This window comes from Halobellus sp. GM3, assembly GCF_052545375.1.
Genome location: NZ_JBQWLT010000003.1, coordinates 376,568 through 396,610 on the forward strand (window position 1 = coordinate 376,568; position 20,043 = coordinate 396,610).

The 20,043-nt window shown below is 68.3% G+C and carries 17 protein-coding genes; 10 read left to right on the forward strand and 7 right to left on the reverse strand.

All coding sequences use genetic code 11. The features are described 5' to 3' along the window. Window positions 1–52: 52 nt before the first annotated feature. From ACT3HL_RS07230 to ACT3HL_RS07240, 3 genes are all read right to left on the reverse strand, one after another. Window positions 53–379: a 2Fe-2S iron-sulfur cluster-binding protein gene (locus ACT3HL_RS07230; protein WP_445086138.1), complete on the reverse strand. Its 327-nt coding sequence runs from the start codon at window positions 377–379 to the stop codon at window positions 53–55. A 93-nt stretch (window positions 380–472) separates the two neighbouring features. Next, window positions 473–937 (reverse strand): universal stress protein, encoded by a 465-nt coding sequence (locus tag ACT3HL_RS07235; protein WP_445086139.1) that lies wholly within the window; start codon window positions 935–937, stop codon window positions 473–475. 164 nt (window positions 938–1,101) lie between these two features. Further along, window positions 1,102–1,485 carry a hypothetical protein gene (locus ACT3HL_RS07240; protein WP_445086140.1) on the reverse strand — a complete coding sequence of 128 codons (384 nt, stop codon included), beginning with the start codon at window positions 1,483–1,485 and terminating at the stop codon, window positions 1,102–1,104. 172 nt (window positions 1,486–1,657) lie between these two features. On the opposite strand from ACT3HL_RS07240, the gene ACT3HL_RS07245 reads away from it, so the two are divergent. Together ACT3HL_RS07245 and ACT3HL_RS07250 are read left to right on the forward strand one after the other, a co-directional pair. Beyond that, a complete protein-coding gene (locus ACT3HL_RS07245; RefSeq protein ID WP_445086141.1) occupies window positions 1,658–3,619 on the forward strand; it encodes a flippase activity-associated protein Agl23 in 1,962 nt (653 codons plus the stop codon). Continuing rightward, window positions 3,616–6,141 (forward strand): PAS domain S-box protein, encoded by a 2,526-nt coding sequence (locus tag ACT3HL_RS07250; RefSeq protein ID WP_445086142.1) that lies wholly within the window; start codon window positions 3,616–3,618, stop codon window positions 6,139–6,141. Before ACT3HL_RS07245 ends, ACT3HL_RS07250 begins: the two co-directional genes overlap by 4 nt. Window positions 6,142–6,159: 18 nt before the next feature. Here the strand turns inward: ACT3HL_RS07250 and ACT3HL_RS07255 are convergent, their stop codons facing one another. Continuing rightward, complete coding sequence (locus tag ACT3HL_RS07255; RefSeq protein WP_445086143.1) at window positions 6,160–7,113, reverse strand: transcription initiation factor IIB; 954 nt, start codon at window positions 7,111–7,113, stop codon at window positions 6,160–6,162. A 122-nt stretch (window positions 7,114–7,235) separates the two neighbouring features. Between ACT3HL_RS07255 and ACT3HL_RS07260 the strand changes: the two genes are divergently transcribed. Both ACT3HL_RS07260 and ACT3HL_RS07265 read left to right on the forward strand, forming a co-directional pair. Further along, entirely contained in the window at window positions 7,236–8,210 is a 975-nt protein-coding gene (locus tag ACT3HL_RS07260; protein ID WP_445086144.1) for a thermonuclease family protein, read from the forward strand. 201 nt (window positions 8,211–8,411) lie between these two features. After that, window positions 8,412–9,038: a methyltransferase gene (locus ACT3HL_RS07265; protein WP_445086145.1), complete on the forward strand. Its 627-nt coding sequence runs from the start codon at window positions 8,412–8,414 to the stop codon at window positions 9,036–9,038. Window positions 9,039–9,059: 21 nt separating this feature from the next. On the opposite strand, the gene ACT3HL_RS07270 is transcribed toward ACT3HL_RS07265, so the two are convergent. The 3 genes from ACT3HL_RS07270 to ACT3HL_RS07280 form a co-directional block, all read right to left on the reverse strand. Then, window positions 9,060–10,712, reverse strand: coding sequence for a rhomboid family intramembrane serine protease (locus ACT3HL_RS07270; protein ID WP_445086146.1), 1,653 nt, complete (start codon window positions 10,710–10,712; stop codon window positions 9,060–9,062). A 150-nt stretch (window positions 10,713–10,862) separates the two neighbouring features. Further along, complete coding sequence (locus ACT3HL_RS07275) at window positions 10,863–11,141, reverse strand: UPF0058 family protein (protein ID WP_445086147.1); 279 nt, start codon at window positions 11,139–11,141, stop codon at window positions 10,863–10,865. A gap of 55 nt (window positions 11,142–11,196) precedes the next feature. Beyond that, window positions 11,197–11,406: a DUF7120 family protein gene (locus ACT3HL_RS07280; protein ID WP_445086148.1), complete on the reverse strand. Its 210-nt coding sequence runs from the start codon at window positions 11,404–11,406 to the stop codon at window positions 11,197–11,199. 237 nt (window positions 11,407–11,643) lie between these two features. Here ACT3HL_RS07280 and ACT3HL_RS07285 point away from each other — a divergent pair, with 237 nt between their 5' ends. The 6 genes from ACT3HL_RS07285 to ACT3HL_RS07310 all read left to right on the forward strand — a co-directional run bounded on the left by ACT3HL_RS07285 (window position 11,644) and on the right by ACT3HL_RS07310 (window position 20,027). Then, entirely contained in the window at window positions 11,644–12,999 is a 1,356-nt protein-coding gene (locus ACT3HL_RS07285; protein WP_445086149.1) for an isochorismate synthase, read from the forward strand. Next, window positions 12,996–14,774: a 2-succinyl-5-enolpyruvyl-6-hydroxy-3-cyclohexene-1-carboxylic-acid synthase gene (gene menD / locus ACT3HL_RS07290; protein WP_445086150.1), complete on the forward strand. Its 1,779-nt coding sequence runs from the start codon at window positions 12,996–12,998 to the stop codon at window positions 14,772–14,774. Before ACT3HL_RS07285 ends, menD begins: the two co-directional genes overlap by 4 nt. 113 nt (window positions 14,775–14,887) lie before the next feature. Beyond that, window positions 14,888–15,805 carry a 1,4-dihydroxy-2-naphthoyl-CoA synthase gene (locus ACT3HL_RS07295; protein WP_445086151.1) on the forward strand — a complete coding sequence of 306 codons (918 nt, stop codon included), beginning with the start codon at window positions 14,888–14,890 and terminating at the stop codon, window positions 15,803–15,805. A gap of 228 nt (window positions 15,806–16,033) precedes the next feature. After that, on the forward strand, window positions 16,034–17,791 hold the full coding sequence (locus tag ACT3HL_RS07300) for a PAS domain-containing protein (RefSeq protein ID WP_445086152.1): 1,758 nt from the start codon (window positions 16,034–16,036) through the stop codon (window positions 17,789–17,791). A 242-nt stretch (window positions 17,792–18,033) separates the two neighbouring features. Continuing rightward, window positions 18,034–18,984: a 1,4-dihydroxy-2-naphthoate polyprenyltransferase gene (locus ACT3HL_RS07305; protein WP_445086153.1), complete on the forward strand. Its 951-nt coding sequence runs from the start codon at window positions 18,034–18,036 to the stop codon at window positions 18,982–18,984. After that, window positions 18,984–20,027, forward strand: a complete 1,044-nt coding sequence (locus ACT3HL_RS07310; protein WP_445086154.1) for an enolase C-terminal domain-like protein — start codon at window positions 18,984–18,986, stop codon at window positions 20,025–20,027. Before ACT3HL_RS07305 ends, ACT3HL_RS07310 begins: the two co-directional genes overlap by 1 nt. Window positions 20,028–20,043: the final 16 nt, after the last annotated feature.

Below are 20,043 nucleotides of genomic sequence, written 5' to 3' on the forward strand. Positions count from 1 at the left end.
TGCCGACGGCAGCGCCTCGGTGTCTGAGTCGGACGCCGGGGGCGACGCTCGATCAGTCGTCGTCCGCTGCGGCGGGTGCGTCCGCCGCGTCGGCCTCGATGCTCGGCGGGTACACGCCGCGGTCCAGTTTGAGATCGCTCTGCGGGCGGGCCATACAGGTCAGCGCGTAGTTCTCGCGTTCCTCGTCGGTGAGCGCTCGCGCCGCGGGCTGGACGACCTCGCCCTCGATAATCTCCGCGGAGCAGGCCAGACACATCCCGACGCGGCAGGAGTACTCCTGAGCGATCCCCGCTTCGATGCAGGCGTTGAGAACCGTCTGCTTGTCCGACACCTCGATGGTCTCGTCTGTGCCCACGAACTCGACGGTGTATTCGGTCATACCACTCCGTTCGACAGAACGGTGCAAAACTCTTTGCGAACCGGTCGACGCGCGAGTCGTCGGTCCCGCGACTCGCCTCTCGGCTGCCGGTGTCTACGCGTCGGATGCGTCCGCGGCATCGGATTCGTCTGTCGGCGTCGCGCGGACCGTCAGCACGGGCGCGTTAGCGGTCCGAACGACCTTTTCGGTGACGCTGCCGAGGAGGAAGCGACCGACGCCCGTGCGTCCGTGGGTCCCCATCACCACGAGGTCGATGTCCTCGTCGTCGACGTAGTCCACGATCGCTCGGTGGGCGATCCCGGTTTCCACGGCCGTTTCGACGGCAATACCGGCGGATTCCGCCTCCGATTTGACCTCCTCGACCGCCTTTGTCCCCTCCTCTCTGAGCGCCTCGACGACGATGTCGGAGCCGACTTCCAGCGAGGAGTACGCGCCCGTGTCGACGACGTACAGGGCGTGCAGCGTCGCGTCGTACTGTTTCGCGAGTTCGATGGCGTGGTCGACGGCTCCCTCGGTGGCATCGCTTCCGTCTGTCGGAACGAGAATGTTGTCGTACATCGCCTCACGCCGGCGTACGCGCCGGAGGGTTATAGAATGTATCCTCGGATGTCACGACCCGGCAGCGACTCCGACCGCGCCCGGTCGCCGGAACGGGAGGCCGTCTCGAACGGCGAGCCGATGGCCGTCTCGAACGGCGAGTCGATAGCCCAATCGGCAGCGGCTCACGCGTCGTCGTCGATGGGCGTCCCGTCGTCGGTGACAGGTGCCCCGTCGTCGACGGTCGGCTCGTAGGTCCCCGGCGCGTCCGCCGCGGTCACCTCCTCGGGATCGTCCCCTCGAAACCGGATAATCTCTGCCTCACAGGTCTGCATCCCGTCGATCCGTTCGCTGTCGCCGTCGAGGGAAACGGTCTCGACGACCGTCCACGACCCCGCGGCGGCATCGAACGCGAGGCCCTTCACCCACTCGGTCGTCGCGACGAGCACGCCGGAGGCGCGCCCCTCGTCTTCGATGGGAACGACGAGTTCGAGCGCGTCGGCGGCGTTGAGTCGGAGCAGTTCCTCGGGTGCGAGCGGGCGCGGCGGGAGCGACTCGACGATAGACATATCGGATGTGGGTCGCGGCGGCGCTTGGGCGTTGCGGATCGGTACCCCGACGATGCCGGTGAGACGTCCCAAGCCGGCAGCGTACGTCGAAGCCGTCGCCGACCGCGACACTGCCACCCCGCACCCGATTGCGATCACAAAGCTTCTATCTCCCGGGAGAGAGGGACCGACGATGTCACGCGAGAGCGACGACGGAAGCGTCAGTCCGCATCGGGGAGACGCCCGGAAGCGGACGCCCCAGCGGCGCTCCGCGGAGTCGACTCACCGCTCGCGGCCGCTCGGTGAGGCGTCCGCTCGCCTCGGCCGCGCGCTCGTTCCGGACCGCGTCACCGCCGCCGTCCTCGCGATCGCGCTCGCCGGAGCCGGCCTTCGACTGTTCGGGCTCGGCTCGCGGCCGTTTCACTGGGACGAGGCCCGCGTGGGCTACTGGGCGCTCCGCTATCTCGACACCGGCGCGTTCCAGTACCGCCCGGTCGCGGGCGGGCCGCTTTTGTATCTCCTCGATCGGGCGCTCTTTTCGCTTCTCGGCGTCTCGGAGTTCATCGCCCGTCTTCCGGTCGCGCTCCTCGGCGCCGCTCTCCCGCTCGTTTCGCTCCTCTTTCGCGATCGGCTCGACGACGCCGAAACCGTCCTCTTCGCGGCCGCCTTGGCCGTCCAGCCGCTCGTCCTCTACTACTCGCGGTTCCTCCGCGGCGACGTCCCGCTGGCGCTCTTCGGGCTCGCGTTCGTCGGCTTCGCCCTCCGATCGTGGGACCGCCGAAGCCGGCGCGACGCGTACGCCGCCGCCGTGGTGCTCCCGCTGGCGGCGTCGGCCTCGGGGTTCGTCGTCGGCTATCTCGTCTGTTGGCTCGCGGCGTGGGTCCTCGTGATCGAACAGCGACGCGTCGCCGCCGGCGACACCGCAGCCGTTCGGCGGACCGCCGCCTCGCTCCGCGACCGGCTGAGCGGGCAGGCGACGCCGGCGGCCCGCGCCGGCCTCCTCGCGACCGCCGCGACCGTGTTCCTGTTCGCGCCACGGTCCGGTCCCGGCGTCGACGTCGGCCTCTACGATCCGACGAAACTGTATCTCGCGATCTACGAGGGAACAGTCGGCGCGCTCGGACGCTTCATCGGCGTGCGCGTGGTCGACCGATTCCCCGACGGGACCCACGCGATTCTCCCGTACGTGAGCGACGCGGCATCGCTCCTGCTCGCGCTCGCGGCCCCCGTCGTGGTCTTCGGCGTCGCGGCGACGCTCCGGGCGCGATACGCCGCGAAACGCCGGCCGCTCGTCGAAGGCGTCGGCTACTGGGGACTGCTCGCCGCCGCCGTGTTCCCGACCATCGCGGAGGTCTCCGCGCCGTGGACGCTCGTGCACGTCGTCGCGCCCCTGTCGCTTCCGGCCGCGGTCGGCCTCGTCGCGTTGCTCCGGTGGGGCGCGACGACCGCGGGCGACGCGACCGGTCCGAACGATGCGCGCCCCGGAGCCGCTCTCGGCGCCGAGTCCGGCGGCGCCGGCGTACGAGCGACGATCGACGCCGGAACCGTCGTCGCTGTCGTCCTCGTCATCCTCGCGATCGCCGCCCAGGGAGGCGCGGTCGCGGCCGGCGTCTACGCCCCCGCCGACCGGGATACCGAACTCGCGCAGTTCGCCCAGCCGAGCGACGATCTGGAACCGTTCGCCGCGGCCGTCCGCGCTGCCGCCGACGTCGATTCGGAGACGGTCGAGGTCCTGTACGTGGGATCGACGTATCACGTCCCCGAGGGCCGCGACACCGGGTCCCCGCCGTCGAGCGACGCGTGGGGGAACCGACTCCCGCTACCGTGGTACGTCGAGGCCGCGGGCGCGGACGCCACGAGCGCGGAGAACGTCTCGGTTGTCGAAGCGGCGGGGGACGCGCCCGCCCCGCCGGTCGTCGTCTCGGAGCCGAGACACCGCGACGCGCTCGTGACCCGTCTCGGCCCCGAGTACCGGGCGGCGACGTACCGACTCGGACTGTGGAACCGCGAAGTGGTAGTGTTCACCCGATCGGCCGGTGTCGCGACCGGGGCGTCCGGGACCGACCCCGCCGTCGACGCGCTCGCGTCCCGGCGACCGCGCCCGAGCGCCGTAACCCAATCTATAACCGCGAGGCAGGTTACATCGCCAGTATGACTGGTGGGACTCGGCTGCTTCACGTCGACGACGACGCCCCCAACTCGCTGTCGGAGTTCCTCGCGGCGACGGTTGAAGACGTTGAAGTCGTACCCGAAACCCACCCCGACGACGGCCTCGATCAGCTTGCGGACGGGGCCGATCGGTTCGATTGTGTCGTCTCCGGCTATCGGCTCCCGGGAATGGACGGCGTGGAGCTGCTGGAACGCGTGCGCGAATCGCGTCCCGAACTGCCGTTCGTGCTGGTCGCCGACGACGGCGGTGAAGCGGTCGCGAGCCGCGCAGTCGATGCCGGCGTGACGGCCTACCTCAGCTCGGGGGCGGACTCCGAGCGGTACGAACGGCTCGCAGACAGCGTTCGAGACGCCGTCGAGACGTACCGGACGGCCCGACGCGACGCGGCGCACGAGCGGCTGCGTCGAACCTGTGAGACGGCCGAGGAGGCCGCCGTCCGCGCCGAGTCGCGGGCAGCGATCGAGCGGCGGGTCTGTGAGGTCCTCGGCGAATCCGATCACTACCGGACCGCCCGAATCGACGATACCGCCCGGATCCACGGCTCTGGTCCGGAACCGGCCGCCTCAGACGGTGGCGTGGGTCCGCCCGTGCAGATCGAGCGAGCGCCGGCGGACGGCGTGTCGAGCGCGGCCGTCCAAATCGACTACGACGGCGACGAGTACGGCATTCTGACGGTCGAAACCGACCGGACGGAACCCTTCGACGAGCGCGAGCGGGCGCGGCTGGCCGAGCTCGCCACTCGCGTAGGACACGCACTCTCGCGCGCGGAAGCGACGACGCACAGAGAGCGCTACGAACGGCTGCTGACCGCTCTCGACGTCGGGTCGTTCCGAACCACGATCGGAAGGGAGAGCCGGATCGTCGAGGCGGACGCGGCGCTCGCGGACTTCCTTAGCGCGGACGGCCCCGACGCGCTCCGCGGACGGCCGGTGTCGGAGTTCTACCGGGGGGCGACGAGCGACGCGGACTGCGACCGACGGCTCGAGCGGGACGGCGTCGTTCGGAACAGAGACGTGCGGGTCGAGACGCTGGCCGGCGAGGAGCGATGGGGATCGATGACCGCGGTCCTGACCGACGCGGACGGCGAGACCTACGTCGACGGGATCCTCCGAGACGTAACCGACCGCCGGAGACAGACCCGACAGCTCCGCCGCTCCCGGAAGGCCATCGAGGCGTCGGGTCACTCGGTCTACTTCACCGATCGGAACGGGAAGATCCGGTACGTGAACCCCGCCTTCGAGGAGGCGACGGGATACGCGGCCGAGGAGGCGATCGGGCAGACGCCGGCGATTTTGAAATCGGGCGAACACGACCGCGAGTTCTACGAGCGGCTGTGGGATACGATCCTCTCGGGGGACGTCTGGCGGAGCGAGATCGTCAACAAGCGGAAGTCGGGCGAGCGGTACGTCGTCGATCAGACGATCGCCCCCGTCGACGGCGACGACGGCACCATCGAGGGGTTCGTCGCCGTCAACGCCGATATCAGCGAACTGAAGCGCCGCGAGGCGGAACTCGAGCGCAGCCGAGAACGGCTGCGGGCGCTCTTCGAGCACTCGCCGGATGCGATCATCGTCCACGACGCCGAGGGGGACGTCTCCCAGGTCAACAGGCAGTCGATCGAGAACCTCGGCTACTCGCGTGAGGAACTGCTTTCGATGAACGTCTCGCAGTTCGAGGTCGAACACACGCGCGAGGAGCTGCAGTTGATGTGGACGACAGCCAGCGTCGGTGAGCGGATCCAGTTGGAGGGGAGCCACCGCAGGAGCGACGGGACGACGTTCCCGGTAGAGGTGTGGGTCACGAAAATGGAGCTCGACAGCGAACAGCGGTTCATCGCGTTCAGCCGCGACATCACCGAGCGAAAGGCCGACGAGCGGGAGCTCGAACGGCAGATCGACCGGCTCGAGCAGTTCGCCACGGTCGTCAGCCACGACCTCCGAAACCCGCTGAACGTCGCGGAGGGGCGGATCGATCTGGTGCAAGCGGAGTACGAGAGCGACCACCTCGACGCCGCCCGCGACGCGCTCGACCGGATGGAGGAGCTGATCGAAGACCTGCTGATCCTCGCGCGCGAGGGCGGTCGCACCAGCGGAACCGAGCCGATCGCGCTGGATTCGATCGCACAGAGCTGCTGGCAGACCGTGTCGACGGCGGACGCGACGCTCATCGTCGACACCGAGCGGACGATCCGTGCGGACCGCTCCCGGCTCCAGCAGCTACTCGAGAATCTCCTCCGGAACGCCGTCGAGCACGCCGGTAACGCCGTCACGATGACGATCGGCGATACGGACGGCGGCTTCTACGTTTCCGACGACGGCCCGGGAATCCCCGAAGACGAACGCGACCGCGTGTTCGAGACCGGGTTCACCACCGCGGACGACGGGACGGGGCTCGGACTGAACATCGTCAAGCAGATCGCCGACGCCCACGAGTGGGACGTCGCCGTGATCGAGAGCGAGACCGGCGGCGCGCGCTTTGAGTTCACGAGCGTCGACGTCGTCGAGTGAGCGGCCCGTTCGGCGGTCCTACCTGAACCCCATCGCTTCGATCTGCTCCTGATAGCGGTTGCGGATGGTGACTTCCGTCACCTGCGCGACGTCTGCGACCTCGCGTTGGGTCTTCTTCTCGTTGCAGAGCAGCGACGCCGCGTAGATCGCCGCGGCCGCGAAGCCCGTCGGCGACTTCCCCGAGAGCAGTCCCTGCTCGGCCGAGACGTCGATTATCTCGGTCGCTTTCGACTGGACTTCCTCGCTCAGCCCGAGCGATGAGGCGAACCGCGGCACGAACTGCTTGGGGTCGACCGGTTTGAGTTCGAGACCGAGTTCTTGGGAGATGTAGCGATACGTTCGGCCGATCTCCTTCTGGGGGACGCGCGAGACCTCTGCGACCTCGTCGAGCGAGCGCGGGATGCCCTCCTGCCGGCAGGCGGCGTAGAGCGCGGAGGTGGCGACGCCCTCGATCGATCGCCCGCGGATGAGGTCCTCGTTGAGCGCGCGTCGGTAGATCACGGACGCGACCTCACGTACTGAACGCGGCACGCCGAGCGCGGAGGCCATTCGGTCGATTTCGGAGAGCGCGAACTGGAGGTTGCGCTCGCCGGCGTCCTTCGTCCGAATGCGCTCTTGCCACTTCCGCAGCCGGTGCATCTGCGAGCGCTTCTCCGAGGAGAGCGAGCGCCCGTAGGCGTCTTTGTCCTTCCAGTCGATCGTCGTCGTCAGCCCGCGGTCGTGCATCGTCTCCGTGATTGGTGCGCCCACGCGGGACTTCGACTGCCGCTCTGAGTGGTTGAACGCCCGCCACTCCGGTCCCCGATCGATCTGCTGTTCGTCCAAGACCAGCCCGCAGTCGTCACAGACCAGCTCGCCCTGATCGGCGTCCGTGACGATGTTGGACGACTCGCATTCCGGGCAGACGACCCGCTCGTCGTCTGTCTGTTCGGTCTCCTGCTCTCGCTGGCGCTGACGACGCGAACGTTCCATTATAAGGTTTGTGGTGAACGGTGAATTTAAACCTTTGTGACAGAATATAAATATGTCGGGTGGAGACGGACCCGAAAGGCGCGTCCCGATCGGTATATGCCCCGCACGGCCGAAGTGTCAGTATGCGCTGGCTGACGCTCCTCGTCGTCGTTTCGCTCGTTTTCGCCGGCTGTCTGTCGGGCGTCCCGGACGCCGAGTCGCGGACGACGGAGCGGGCTTCGGTCGAGGAGGCTACAGTCGAGGAAGCGTCGATCGAGGGGGTACGCGTTTCCGTGACCGATGTGGTCGACGGCGACACGGTGAAGGTCGCGTACCCGAACGGCACGCGGGAGACCGTCCGACTGCTCGGCGTCGACACGCCGGAGGTCTACGGGGAGACCGACCCCGGCGACTTCGCGGGCGTACCCGCCACCGACGCCGGCGCGCGGTGTCTCGACCGCGCCGGCGAGGACGCCTCAGCCTACGCGAAAGATCGACTGACGGGGGAGTCGGTGACGCTCGTCTTCGACGAGCGGTCGGACCGGCGGGGCTACTACGGCCGCCTGCTCGCGTACGTCTACGTCGGTACCGAGTCGTTCAACCACGCCCTGCTTCGGGAGGGGCACGCCCGCGTGTACCCGAGTACCTTTACCGAACGTGAACGCTACGAGCGGGCGGAAGCGGACGCCCGCGACGCCCGGCGCGGGCTCTGGTCGTGCATCGACGCGCCGGCGGACGCCGGATCCCCGTCGACGGCCGCCACCGGGACCGCCCTCGCCGACGGCGGCGGCCCGCTCGCAGTCGCCGAGATCCACGCCGACGCCGCGGGCAACGACCACGAGAACCGCAACGACGAGTACGTGGTGTTCCGGAACGTCGGCGGGGAGCGCCTCGACCTCTCGGGGTGGACCGTCAGCGACGACGGCGGTCACACCTACGCGTTCCCGGCGGGAACGCGGGTGGCGCCCGGCGGGGAACTGACTCTTCGGACCGGAGCGGGCCGCGATACGAACGCGACCGTCCACTGGGACGCCGACGGCGCGGTGTGGAACAACGCCGGCGACGTGATCACCGTCCGCGACGAGACCGATTCGGTGGTCCTCCGGCGCGCCTACTGACGTGACATATCGCAGACGATACAAACCCGGACGGGGATTACCGGCCGTATTCGAGAAGGCTTTTTATATTATCGGAGGGAATTATCTCCCGATGAAACGGATCGGTGCACCCGCGCGTCACACGGACGGGTCCCGAGCGGCGGGCGAGCCTCTCGGTCCGTTGCGTGTCCCCGGTTTCCGGATCGCGCGGAGGTTCCGCTGATGGCGACGAAATCGGCGCTGGAGACGCAACTGGCGGTCGTCGCCGGGTTCGAGGACCCGCGGGCTGATCTCGAGCAGTACCCGACGCCGCCGGAACTGGCCGCGCACGTGGTTCACGTCGCCGATTTGAACGGTGACGTGGAGGCGCGGACCGTCGTCGACCTCGGTACGGGCACCGGGATGTTGGCGCTCGGGGCCGCGCTTCGGGGGCCGGCCCGGGTGGTCGGCGTCGATGTCGACCGATCGGCGCTGGAGACGGCCGTCGCGAACCGTCGGCGCGTGGGGACGACCACCCCGGTCGGGTGGGTGCTCGCCGACGCGACGCGCGCGCCGCTCTGCCCGGACGGGCCGACGACGGTGTTGATGAACCCGCCGTTCGGGGCCCAAAACGGCAACGAACACGCCGATCGGGCGTTCCTCGCGACGGCCGCCGACCTCGCCGACGTGTCGTATTCGATCCACAACGAGGGCTCACAGTCGTTCGTCGAGTCGTTCGCCGCGGACCGCGGCGGCGAGGTCACGCAGGCGTTCCGCGCGACGTTCCCCATCGACCGGCAGTTCGACTTTCACGAGGCCGATTCCGAAGTGATCGACACCGAGGTGTACCGGATCGAGTGGTCGGCGTGAGCCGGCTCCCGAGTCGGTCGCCTACTCGTAGGTCTCTTTCTCGAGCAGTCGCAGTCGGGTCCGATCGTAGGTGACGAACACGCTGGAGTTGTCCCGGGTGAACGTCAGGCCGTCGACCGTCACCGACTCGTTGTGCGCGGGGAGCCCCGAACTGAGCGTGTCGTTCCCCCGCTCGACGCGCAGGTAGTACCCGCCCTCGCCCGGGACGACCGTCACGTTCCGGCCGGCGAGCGTCGGCGCGGCGGTGACGGGGTCGGACGTGTACACCACGCGGCCGGATTCGGCATCGCCGAGCGCGACGCGGTAGGCCGTGTCGTTGCCGAGCACCTCCCAGCCGTCCCGCTGCGCGTAGACCGTCTCCCGCCATCCCACGCCGCCGAGGCGGACGGCGACCTGCCCGTCGAACGCCAGCCGACCCTTCGTCACCGCCGTCGTCCAGATGCCGCGCTCCTCGCTGCGGACGATGACCCCGGAGGTGTTGACCGCCGTCGTCTCGCCGAACGCCTCGACGTCGACGACCGCGACGAGGCCGTTTCTGACGTCCTCGGCGTAGGTCACCTCGTAGTCGCGGACGGTCAGTTCATCCCCCGGGAGCGCCCCGGAGTCGGCGGTGTAGAGGTTCGCGGGGACGGCGGGACCGGCGATCGCAGCAGTCGTGAACAGGAGCACGCCGGCGGCGACCTGCCAGTGCCGGACGACGCCGCTGTCACCGGCGAGCGACCACGTGAGAAGCGGCTCGTCGCGGGCGACGACCGCGAAGACGATGACGAGCGCCAGCGCGGTGACGAGTACGACACCGACGGCCCGGTAGAGTACGTACGTCTCGCCGCCGCGGTACCAGTAGACGGCCCACAGCGACTGCTCGACGGAGAACAGCGTCGCACCGAGCCAGAGGCGTCGGGCGCTCGGCCGATCGCGGTGTCGGCGGGCGCGGACGATCTGGACGCCGACGAGGACCCCGATGAGCAGGCCGAGCGCGTGACCCTGAATAGCGATGTCGGCCCACCACGGCGTGATGTAGGCCGGGCGCCCGCTGGCGGTGAGCACCGGCGTCAAAAGCGCGTTGTACACCAATCGGAGCGCGCTTCCGACGGCCAGCGCGACCACGGTCCCGATCGGGTAGTTGACGAGCGCGACGCCCGCGAAGGCGAAGACGACGCCGGAGAAGCCGATGATCGGCCCCAGCGCGAACACGGACGTGAGGAGGCCGACGACGAAGACGGCCGCGGGGAAGGCGACGAACGCGCGGACGTATGGGTTGGTGCGGAGCGACGAGAACGACTGCGAGCCCCGCTCGCGGGGGAAGTGACCCCACGCGTACTCCGCCAGCGGCGCGAGCGTGAGCGTCCCGACGAGGTTGCCGACGAGGTGTCCGGCGCCGCCGTGTGAGAACGCCGCCGACGCCATCCCGAGCGGGTAGAGGTACGACCACGCGCGGAAGGGGATCGTCACGGGAGAGTACCAGTGACGAAGCCCTCCCTGCACGAAGAGATACACGGCGAGAACGCCGACCCCGGCCACGAGCGTCCCCCAGGGCACACCGAGGACGAAGCGTCGTCGGAGTCGCGCCCCCGCCGGCGACGGCCGGTCGACGACAGCGACGACGGCGAGGGACCCGAGGAGCGCGGCCGCGACGGCGGCGCGCTGGAGGAGATCGACCGGCAGTGAATCCATCGTCAGCGACCACACCCCCGACGGTTAAGAAACCACGCCGTTTCCGGTCCGTCGATTCCGCCGCATCGGGATGTCGGAAACCATCCGTATGCGGTCGCTATCCACTGCGGAGAGCCGGTAAGCGAAGACTATCGGAGCGCTGTCAGCCTCTCAGATCTTCCGTTCCGCGTCGTCGGCGAGTTCCTGCATCCGCTTCCCGACGCGGCCGGCGTTGGAGAACTCGTCTTCGCTCATCGCCGTCGCGAGCGCGTTACCGAGGACGAAGACAGCGTGCTTGTGCTCGCTCTTGGACTTGTGGACGTGAGAGGGGTCGACGCTCAGCTGCTCGTAGGGGTCGAAAATCGTCTCGTCGACGTCTTCCCGCGCCGCGAAGTTGTCCTTGATAATAACCATCTGTTCGTGTAACTCCAAGAGCTCCTCTTTGTGCATAGACGTGGATACGTAAGAGGCCGATTTAAGGATTATTGGTGGGGGCTGACACGGTCTAGAAGACGTACTCGTCCTCGTGTCCCATCATCCCGTCGTCCTCGAGGTGATCGTCTTCGTCCAGCGGCCCGCTGGTCTTGAACGCGCGGAGCCCGGTCGAGAGCAACTCTTCGATGGCCTCTTCGCGGTTAACGAACTCGCCCTGGTCGACGAGTCGGGCGATCTGCATTTCGAGGTGTTCGGGGACGTTGATGTTCACCTTGGGCATTTGAACACGAGGGGGTTTGGATCCGGGTTATTTAAACCCTGCGGCGAAGTTTCACCATATCGGGAACTATACTTTTCTTAATGCAGAGCTAAATTTTGCACAATCTATATATTTATTCCAGTATAGCGTATTTTTTCACGCCCCGCCCGGTAGGCGCGTCGATCACCCGCCGAACGTCCGATTGATCGTGCCGGGCGTATAGTCAAATAAAAGAGTATGGCGTCCCGAAATTCACCAATGGAATCGCTGCGGACCGATCCGACGGCGGGGCGGCTCGTCAGTCGGTCGGTTCCGATCGAGACGCCGTCGTTCCGTGCGATACTCGGCGAAGCCGACGGGCCGCGGACCGTCTGGAGCGCGCCGGACGAGGCCACCATCGTCGGCAGCGGGTCGGCGGCGACGCTCACGGCGTCCGGGCCGGATCGCTTCGATGAGGTCCGAGCAGCGGCCGAGGAACTGTTCGCCGCCGGCGACGTCCACGCCGGGGCGGAGGCGGCGCGTCCGCGACTCTTCGGCGGATTCGCCTTCCACGCGGAGAGCACATCGGGGGACCCGTGGGCGGGCTTCCCCGGCGCGCGATTCGTCTTCCCGCGCGTGCAGGTCACGTGGACGGACGACGGCGCGTGGTTGACCGTCAACGCCGTCGACCCCGATGCGACGCCCGAGGCGGTCGAGTCCCGACTCGCAACGGCCCGCGAACGGATCGCGTCGGTCCCGGACCCGGGCCCGATCGCCGAACCGCCGGGGGTCCGTTCCCGCCGCCGGACGACGCCGCGGTCGGAGTGGCGCGCGGGCGTCGAAGCCGCAGTCGATCGCATCCGCGCGGGCGACCTGCGGAAGGTCGTGCTGGCGCAGGCGCTCGAGGTCGACCTCGCGAGCGACCTCTCCCTGCCGGACGTACTGTCGCGGCTCGGCGAGCGGTACCCGGGCTGTTACCGGTTCCTGGTCGAGCCCGAGCCGTCCGCGGACTCGACGGTCCCCTCGTTCTTCGGCGCGACGCCGGAGCGGCTGGTCTCCGTCCGCGGTCGGACCGTCGAGACCGACGCGCTGGCGGGCACGACCGGCCGCGGGGAGACGCCGGCCGAAGACGAGTGGCTCGCACAGGAGCTCGCACGGGACGACAAGAACGCCCACGAACACGAGCTGGTCGCCGAAACGATCGAGAAACAGCTCTCGCCGTTCGCGGCGACAGTGGGTAGCGGGGCCCGACGGATCAAGCGCCTCGCGACGGTCCAGCACCTCTGGACCCCGATTACGGCGACGCTGGAGCGCGACGAGCACGTGCTCTCGCTGGTCGAGGCGCTGCATCCGACCCCGGCGGTCGGCGGTCTCCCCCCGACGGCGGCGCTGGCGACGATCCGGGAGACGGAACCGTTCGACCGCGGTTGGTACGCCGCGCCCGTCGGCTGGATCGACGCCGCCGGCTACGGGACGTTCGCGGTCGCGCTTCGCTCGGCGGTCGCCCGCGGGGACGCCGCGACGCTCTTCGCGGGCGTCGGCATCGTCGCCGACTCGGACCCCGACCGCGAGTGGGACGAGGTACAGCTGAAGTACCGACCGATCCTCGACGAGCTCGAATCGGAGGGCGAATGACCGAACGCGACCGACCCGCGGACCCGAACCGGAACACGCTCTGGGCGCGCGCCTTCGTCGATGAACTCGCCGCCGCGGGGATCGACGCGGTCTGCATCTCGCCGGGAAGCCGCTCGACGCCGCTGACGGTGGCATTCGACCGCCACGACGATATCCACGTCTTCTCGCACCTCGACGAGCGCTCCGCCGCGTACTTCGCGCTCGGCCGCGCCCGCCGAACGGGCGAGGTGACGCCGCTCGTCTGCACCTCCGGGACCGCCGCGGCCAACTTCCACCCGGCAGTGATCGAGGCGTCGCAGTCGCGAGTGCCGATGCTGCTCTTGACGGCGGACCGGCCCCCGGAAATCCGCGACTCCGGCGCAAACCAGACGATCGATCAGGAGAAGCTCTTCGGCGACGCCGTGCGGTGGTACCGCGACGTCGCGGAGCCGGAGGCAACGCCGCGGAAACTCCGCTCGCTGCGGACGACGGCCGCCCGAGGGGTCGCCCGGGCGAGTGGCACGCCGGCGGGACCGGTCCACCTGAACTTCCCGTTCAGGAAGCCGCTGGAGCCGACGCCCGTCGAGGGCGACGTCCCGGACACGCTCCCGCCGACGGCGGCCGACGGACGGGACGGCGCGTTCGTCACGACCGAGCGCGGCGTGCCCGAGCTCGACGAGAACGCGCTCCGGGGACTCGCCGAAGACCTCTCAGAACCGCGCGGGCTGCTCGTCGTCGGTCCCGCCGACGCCCCCGGGATCGATCCCGAGGCGGTCGCCGCGTTCGCGCACGCGAGCGGCTTCCCCGTCCTCGCGGATCCCCTCTCCGGCGTCCGCTACGGGGGACTCGTCCGCACGACGCCGGTGATCGGCGGCTACGACGGCTTCCTCGGCGACCGCGTCCGCGAGGCGTGGCCCGATCCCGACGTCGTCGTCCGCGTGGGCGCGTCTCCGACCTCGAAGCCGCTGCGGGAGTATCTCGCTCGCACCGACGCCCGACAGTACGTGGTCGATCCGGCCTCCGGCTGGCGCGAGGCGGCGTTCACCGCGACCGACCTCGTCGTCGCGGATCCCTCCCGCCTGCTCGGCCGGCTCTCACGGCACCTCGCCGGCCCGGCGAGCCCCGCGTGGCGTGAGCGCTGGACGGCCGCCGACTCGGCCCACCGGGCGGTTCTCGAGGAAACCGACTCGTTCTGCGAGGGCCGCGTCCTCGCGGACATTCTCGATCTCGCGCCGGACCCGTCGACGCTCTTCGTCTCGAACTCGATGCCGGTCCGGGACCTCGATCGCTTCGGCGCGCCGGCGACGAAGTCGCTCACGGCGCTCGGCAACCGCGGCGCCTCGGGCATCGACGGCATCGTCTCGACGGCGCTCGGCGCCGGCTCGGCGACGACGGACGACCTGACGCTCGTCACCGGCGATCTCGCGTACTACCACGATATGAACGGCCTCTTAGCGCTCGATCGCTGCGACGTCGAGGCGACGGTCGTACTCGTCAACAACGACGGCGGCGGTATCTTCCACATGCTTCCGATCGAAGCGTACGACCCGCCGTTCACCACGCAGTTCGTGACGCCGCACGGCCTCGACTTCGCGCCGACGGGGGACCTCTACGGCCTCTCGTTCGCGCGCGTCGAGGGGGGCGATCGATCCGCCTTCCGCGACGCCTACGCGGAGGCGACGACGAGCGAGGGCTCACACGTCATCGAGGTGCGGACGGACGCGGCCTCGAGCCACGGCGTCCGCGAGGACCTCCGCGACACGGTCACCGCGCGGGTACTCGAGGAGACGACCTGACCGCGCGAGGAGACGACCTGACCGCGCGAGGAGACGACCTGAGAGGGGCGCCCCGGTCGTCCGCGCCGCCGAGCAAACGAATCTTTTTGCGGGGTCCGACCCCTCGTTCCGATATGGTCTCAGAGATCTTCGACGCCTCGCGTTGGGAGCGCGTCGACGGCGCGGACGCCTTCGACGATATCACCTACCACCGCGCGGTCGACGTTCCGGCCGTGCGGATCGCCTTCGACCGACCGGAAAAGCGGAACGCCTTCCGCCCGGGGACGGTGGATGAACTCTACGCGGCGCTCGATCACGCGCGGAAGCAGGCGGACGTCGGCTGCGTGCTCCTGACCGGGAACGGCCCCTCAGAGCGAGACGGCGGCTGGGCGTTCTGCGCCGGCGGCGACCAGTCCGTCCGCGGCGACTCCGGCTACGAGTACCGCGACGACGACGAGGCCGACGACTCCGACGACTCGCTCGTCCGCGAGGCGAAGGCGGGGCGGCTGCACATCCTCGAAGTCCAGCGGTTGATCCGGTTCATGCCCAAGCCCGTCGTCGCCGTCGTTCCCGGCTGGGCGGTGGGCGGCGGTCACTCGCTGCACGTCGTCTGCGACCTGACGCTCGCCTCCGCCGAGCACGCGAAGTTCCTCCAGACCGATCCCGACGTGGCCTCCTTCGACGCCGGCTTCGGATCGGCGTACCTCGCGAAGCAGGTCGGCCAGAAGAAGGCCAGAGAGGTGTTCTTCCGCGGGAAGACCTACTCCGCCGAGGAGGCCGTCGAGATGGGGATGGCGAACGAGGCGATCGCTCACGACGAACTGGAGGACGTCGCTCTCGAGTGGGCCGAGGAGATGACCGATAAATCTCCGACCGCGATACGAATGCTCAAGTACGCGTTCAATATGACGGACGACGGCCTCGTCGGCCAGCAGGTGTTTGCCGGCGAGGCGACGCGACTGGGCTATATGACCGACGAGGCCCAAGAGGGCCGCGACGCGTTCCTCGAGAAGCGCGATCCGGACTTCTCGCAATTCCCCTGGCACTACTAACCCACCTTTTTCCACGGAGGGGTCCTGCGGACCCCTCCGCGCAAAAACCTGGAGGGAAAAAGTGCCGCGGCTCGCTGCGGCGAACCTTCCGGTGAACGCCGCGCGGAGCGTGGCGACATCCCGTAATCAGCAACCACTACTATTGTTCTCAACCGAACAACCACCCACAGACCGCTTCGACAGCGCGATTCCGCAACTCTCTCCCCAGTCGACCGAGTAGGGAGGAGTATGTCCGCAGAGACGATGCCGGAATCTTTTCTCATCCACTCCGGCATAGAGATCGTCTATACGAACCCCGCGTTCTGTACACTCGTCGGGGCAGAAACCCAAGAGCGACTCATCGGCGCTTCGCTCACAGATCTCGTCACGCCGGACTATCACGCGCCCCTCCGTGAACAGGTGGCCCGCATCGAAAATCAGGACGCAGCCGCCCTCGGACTGTCCGTCGAGTTGCGGACGAACACTGACCAGCCACAACACGCTATCGTCGTGAGTTCGTTGCTCGAGTGGGACGGCACAGAGCGGGTACAAACGTCAGTGTTTCCGATCGCTGAGTTGCATTCTCCCGACCGTCAGCAGCTCGATCACCGAGCGATGGACGAGGCACCGATCGGCATCACGATCGCAGATCCGTCCGAACTCGACGATCCGCTTATCTATGTCAACGACGGGTTTTGTAAACTCACCGGCTATCCTCGAGACGAGATTCTCGGTCAGAACTGTCGGTTTCTCCAGGGAGAGAACACACGCGAGGAACCAGTGAGGAAGATGCGAGCCGCGATCGAGGCAGAAGAGCCCGTCACTGTCGAGTTGCGGAACTACCGGAAAGACGGGTCGATGTTCTGGAACCGCGTCACGCTCGCCCCGATCCGATCCGACACGGGAACGGTGACGTACTACCTCGGTTATCAGCAGGACATCACCGTTGAAAAACGACACGAACAGGACCTCTCGCTTTTCAAAGAACAGGCCGAAGGATCCGATAAGGCCATTCTGATCACCGATCCAGAGGGAACGATCGAATACGTTAACTCTGGCTTCGAGCGAGTGACCGGGTACTCGGCCACTGAGGCGATAGGGCTCAACCCGAGGATTCTCAAATCCGGCCAACAAGACGAGGAGTTCTATGCGGAGTTATGGGGGCAAATCACGGCCGGTGAGGTCTGGGAAGCGGAGCTGACGAACCGGACCAAGTACGGCGAGCTATTCGAGGTCAGACAGAAAATCATCCCCGTGACGGACGCCGACGGCGACATCACGCACTTCGTGGGGATCGAACAGGACGTCACCGAGAACGTGCTCACGACGCAGACGCTCGATGTTCTGGACCGAGTGCTGCGACACAACTTGCGGAACTCCCTCAACATAATCGACGGGCACGCAGAACTGTTGGAATCCGAGGATCTGGACCCTGACGCCCGCCACGCGTCGCTCACGGCGATTCGAGAACAGACCGCATCGATGCAAAAGATTGCTGAGAGGACGGCTGAGATTCGTACGATCTGGGACCCGACCGAAGCGCACGAGACGTGGGGACACCTTGATATTGAGTCGCTGATCGAAACGTATCGGCAACAGTATCCGGACGCGGACATCACCACTACGATCGACGATGGGGGAGACATCCGACTTCGGAACGCGGAGCTGTTCGAGAAAGCGATAGACGAGGCCGTAAAGAACGCGATCAACCACACGGATCAGTCACCGCCCGCCGTGACGATCACGGTTCAGCGGGACCCGGCCACCAACCAACTCCGAATAACCGTCGCCGATAACGGGCCGGGGATTCCGGCGCTCGAACGGCAGACGATCGAGTCGGGCGAGGAGACACCGCTGACTCACAGTCTCGGGATCGGGTTGTGGGTGATGGAGTGGATCACAACCACGCTCGGTGGGGAGTTGACCATTACTGACAACGAGCCTCGAGGGAGTGTGGTAACGTTTCACCTGCCGATCACCGAACCGAATGACGGATGCGGAGAGTGACGCCGCGCTTCGCACGGCGGTCACCGCGAAGCGATCCGGGCGGGACCACAGGTCCCGTCGAAAGCCGGCGACAGAACGAGCCGATCGGCTGTTTCCCCGCCACCGTGGGACGCAGAGCGCCTCAGGAGCCGTGCTTCGCTCCGGTCAGTAAGACGGGGTTTTCCGCGAGGGGTCTTGCGGATTCCGCCGTGGAAAACAGCGGATGGAAGGATTAACACCGGAACCGGTCTGAGAGGTGAGTAATGAGTACGCAGGAGATCACGCGCCGGCGGGCGTGGGTGATCGCCGCCCGGCCGCAGACGCTTCCGGCGGCCGCATCGCCGGTCATCGTTGGGACCGGGCTGGCGATTCACGACGGCGTCTTCGCGCTGCTACCCGCGCTCGCGGCGCTCGTCGGCGCGGAGTTGATCCAGATCGGGACCAACTTCGCCAACGACTACTACGACGCCGTGAAGGGAGCCGACACGGAGGACCGCGAGGGTTTCACGCGGGTTACCGCCGGCGGCCTCATCGCACCTGAGACGGTCAAGCGAGCGATGTATCTCACGTTCGCGGCGTCGGTGCTGCTCGGAACGTATCTCGTCTACGTCGGCGGAGCGCCGATCGTCGTGATCGGCCTCCTCTCGGTCGCCTCGGGAATCGCCTACACCGGCGGCCCGTACCCGCTGGGCTATCACGGCCTCGGCGACCTCTTCGTGTTCGTCTTCTTCGGCCTCGTCGCGGTCGCGGGCACGTACTACGTGCAGGCCGCCGCGACGCTCGCAGCGCCGCTCTCGACGGGGATTCCGCCGGGAACGCTGCCGGTGATCGCGCTCGTCGCCGCAGTCCCGGTCGCCGCGCTCTCGACGAACATCCTCGTGGTCAACAACGTCCGGGACCGAGAGGAGGACGCCACGACCGGCAAGCGAACGCTCGCCGTCCGGTTCGGCTACGGCGTCGCCCGCGCGGAGTTCGTCGCGATGCTGCTTCTCGCGTATGCGGTCCCGCTGTGGTTCCTCGACCGACCGGCGTTCACCGCCGCGGTGCTCCTGCCGTACCTGACGCTGCCGCTGGCGCTCGACATCGCGCGAACGATGCTCGATGAGACCGCCGGCGAGGTGCTGAACCCGACGCTCGAACGGACCGGACGGCTGCTCGCGGCCTACGCGGTCCTGTTCGCCGTCGGCCTCTCGCTCACGGACCTCCCGCTGTGATGGACTTCGAGCCGTTCTCGCTGCGGGTGGAGCCGGCGCTCGAGACCGGCGCCGGGCGGATCGAACAGCGCGAGGGCTACGTCGTCCGCACCGAGCGTGCTGGAGTCATCGGAGTCGGCGAGGCGACGCCGCTTCCCGGGTGGACCGAATCCCGCGACGAGTGCGAGGCCGCGCTCGACGGAGTGCGCGACAGAGCGAACGCCGGTGGAACGGGAGAAATACTGGACCGCGTCGAGCGAGCGACACCCGCCGCCCGCCACGGCGTCGAGCTCGCGGCGGTCGACGCGGAGTCGCGAGCGGCCGGCGAGCCGTTGGCGGCGTTTCTCTCCGAGAGCGCCCCGGCGGGCGCCGTCCCCGTCAATGCGACCGTCGGCGACGGGGGGATCGATGCGACGGTTCGCGCGGCTCGCGAGGCCGTCGAAGCCGGCTACGAGGCGATCAAGATCAAGGTGGGCGCTCGCGCCCCGGCGGTCGACGCGAACCGGATTCGAGCGGTCCGAGACGTCGCGGGCGACGCGGTCGAACTGCGCGCCGACGCCAACGGCTCGTTGGATGAGCGGACGGCCGAACGGCTCCTCGACGTCGCCGCCGAGCTCGACTTCGCCTACGTCGAACAGCCGCTTCCGCCCGATGACCTCCGCGGGCACGCCGCGCTCCGCGGGCGCGGCGTCGACATCGCGCTCGACGAATCGCTCGCGGCGCTCGGACCGGACGCGGTGCTCGCCGCCGGCGCCGCCGACGTACTCGTCGGGAAACCGATGGCGCTCGGCGGGCCGGTTCGGACGCTCGACGTCGCGCGTCGCGCGGCGGCCGAGAACGTAGCCACCGTCGTCACCACGACGGTCGACGCCGTCGTCGCCCGGGTCGGGGCGTTGCACGTCGCGGCCGCGATCCCGGAGGTACCTGCCTGTGGGCTCGCGACGGGATCGCTCCTCGCCGACGATTTGGCGCCCGATCCGGCGCCCGTCGAGGGCGGAACGATGTCGGTGCCCGCCGGTCCGGGGCTCGCCGGCGACGCGTTCGACGAGCTACGGCGGCAGTAGGACATCGAGGGGCGAT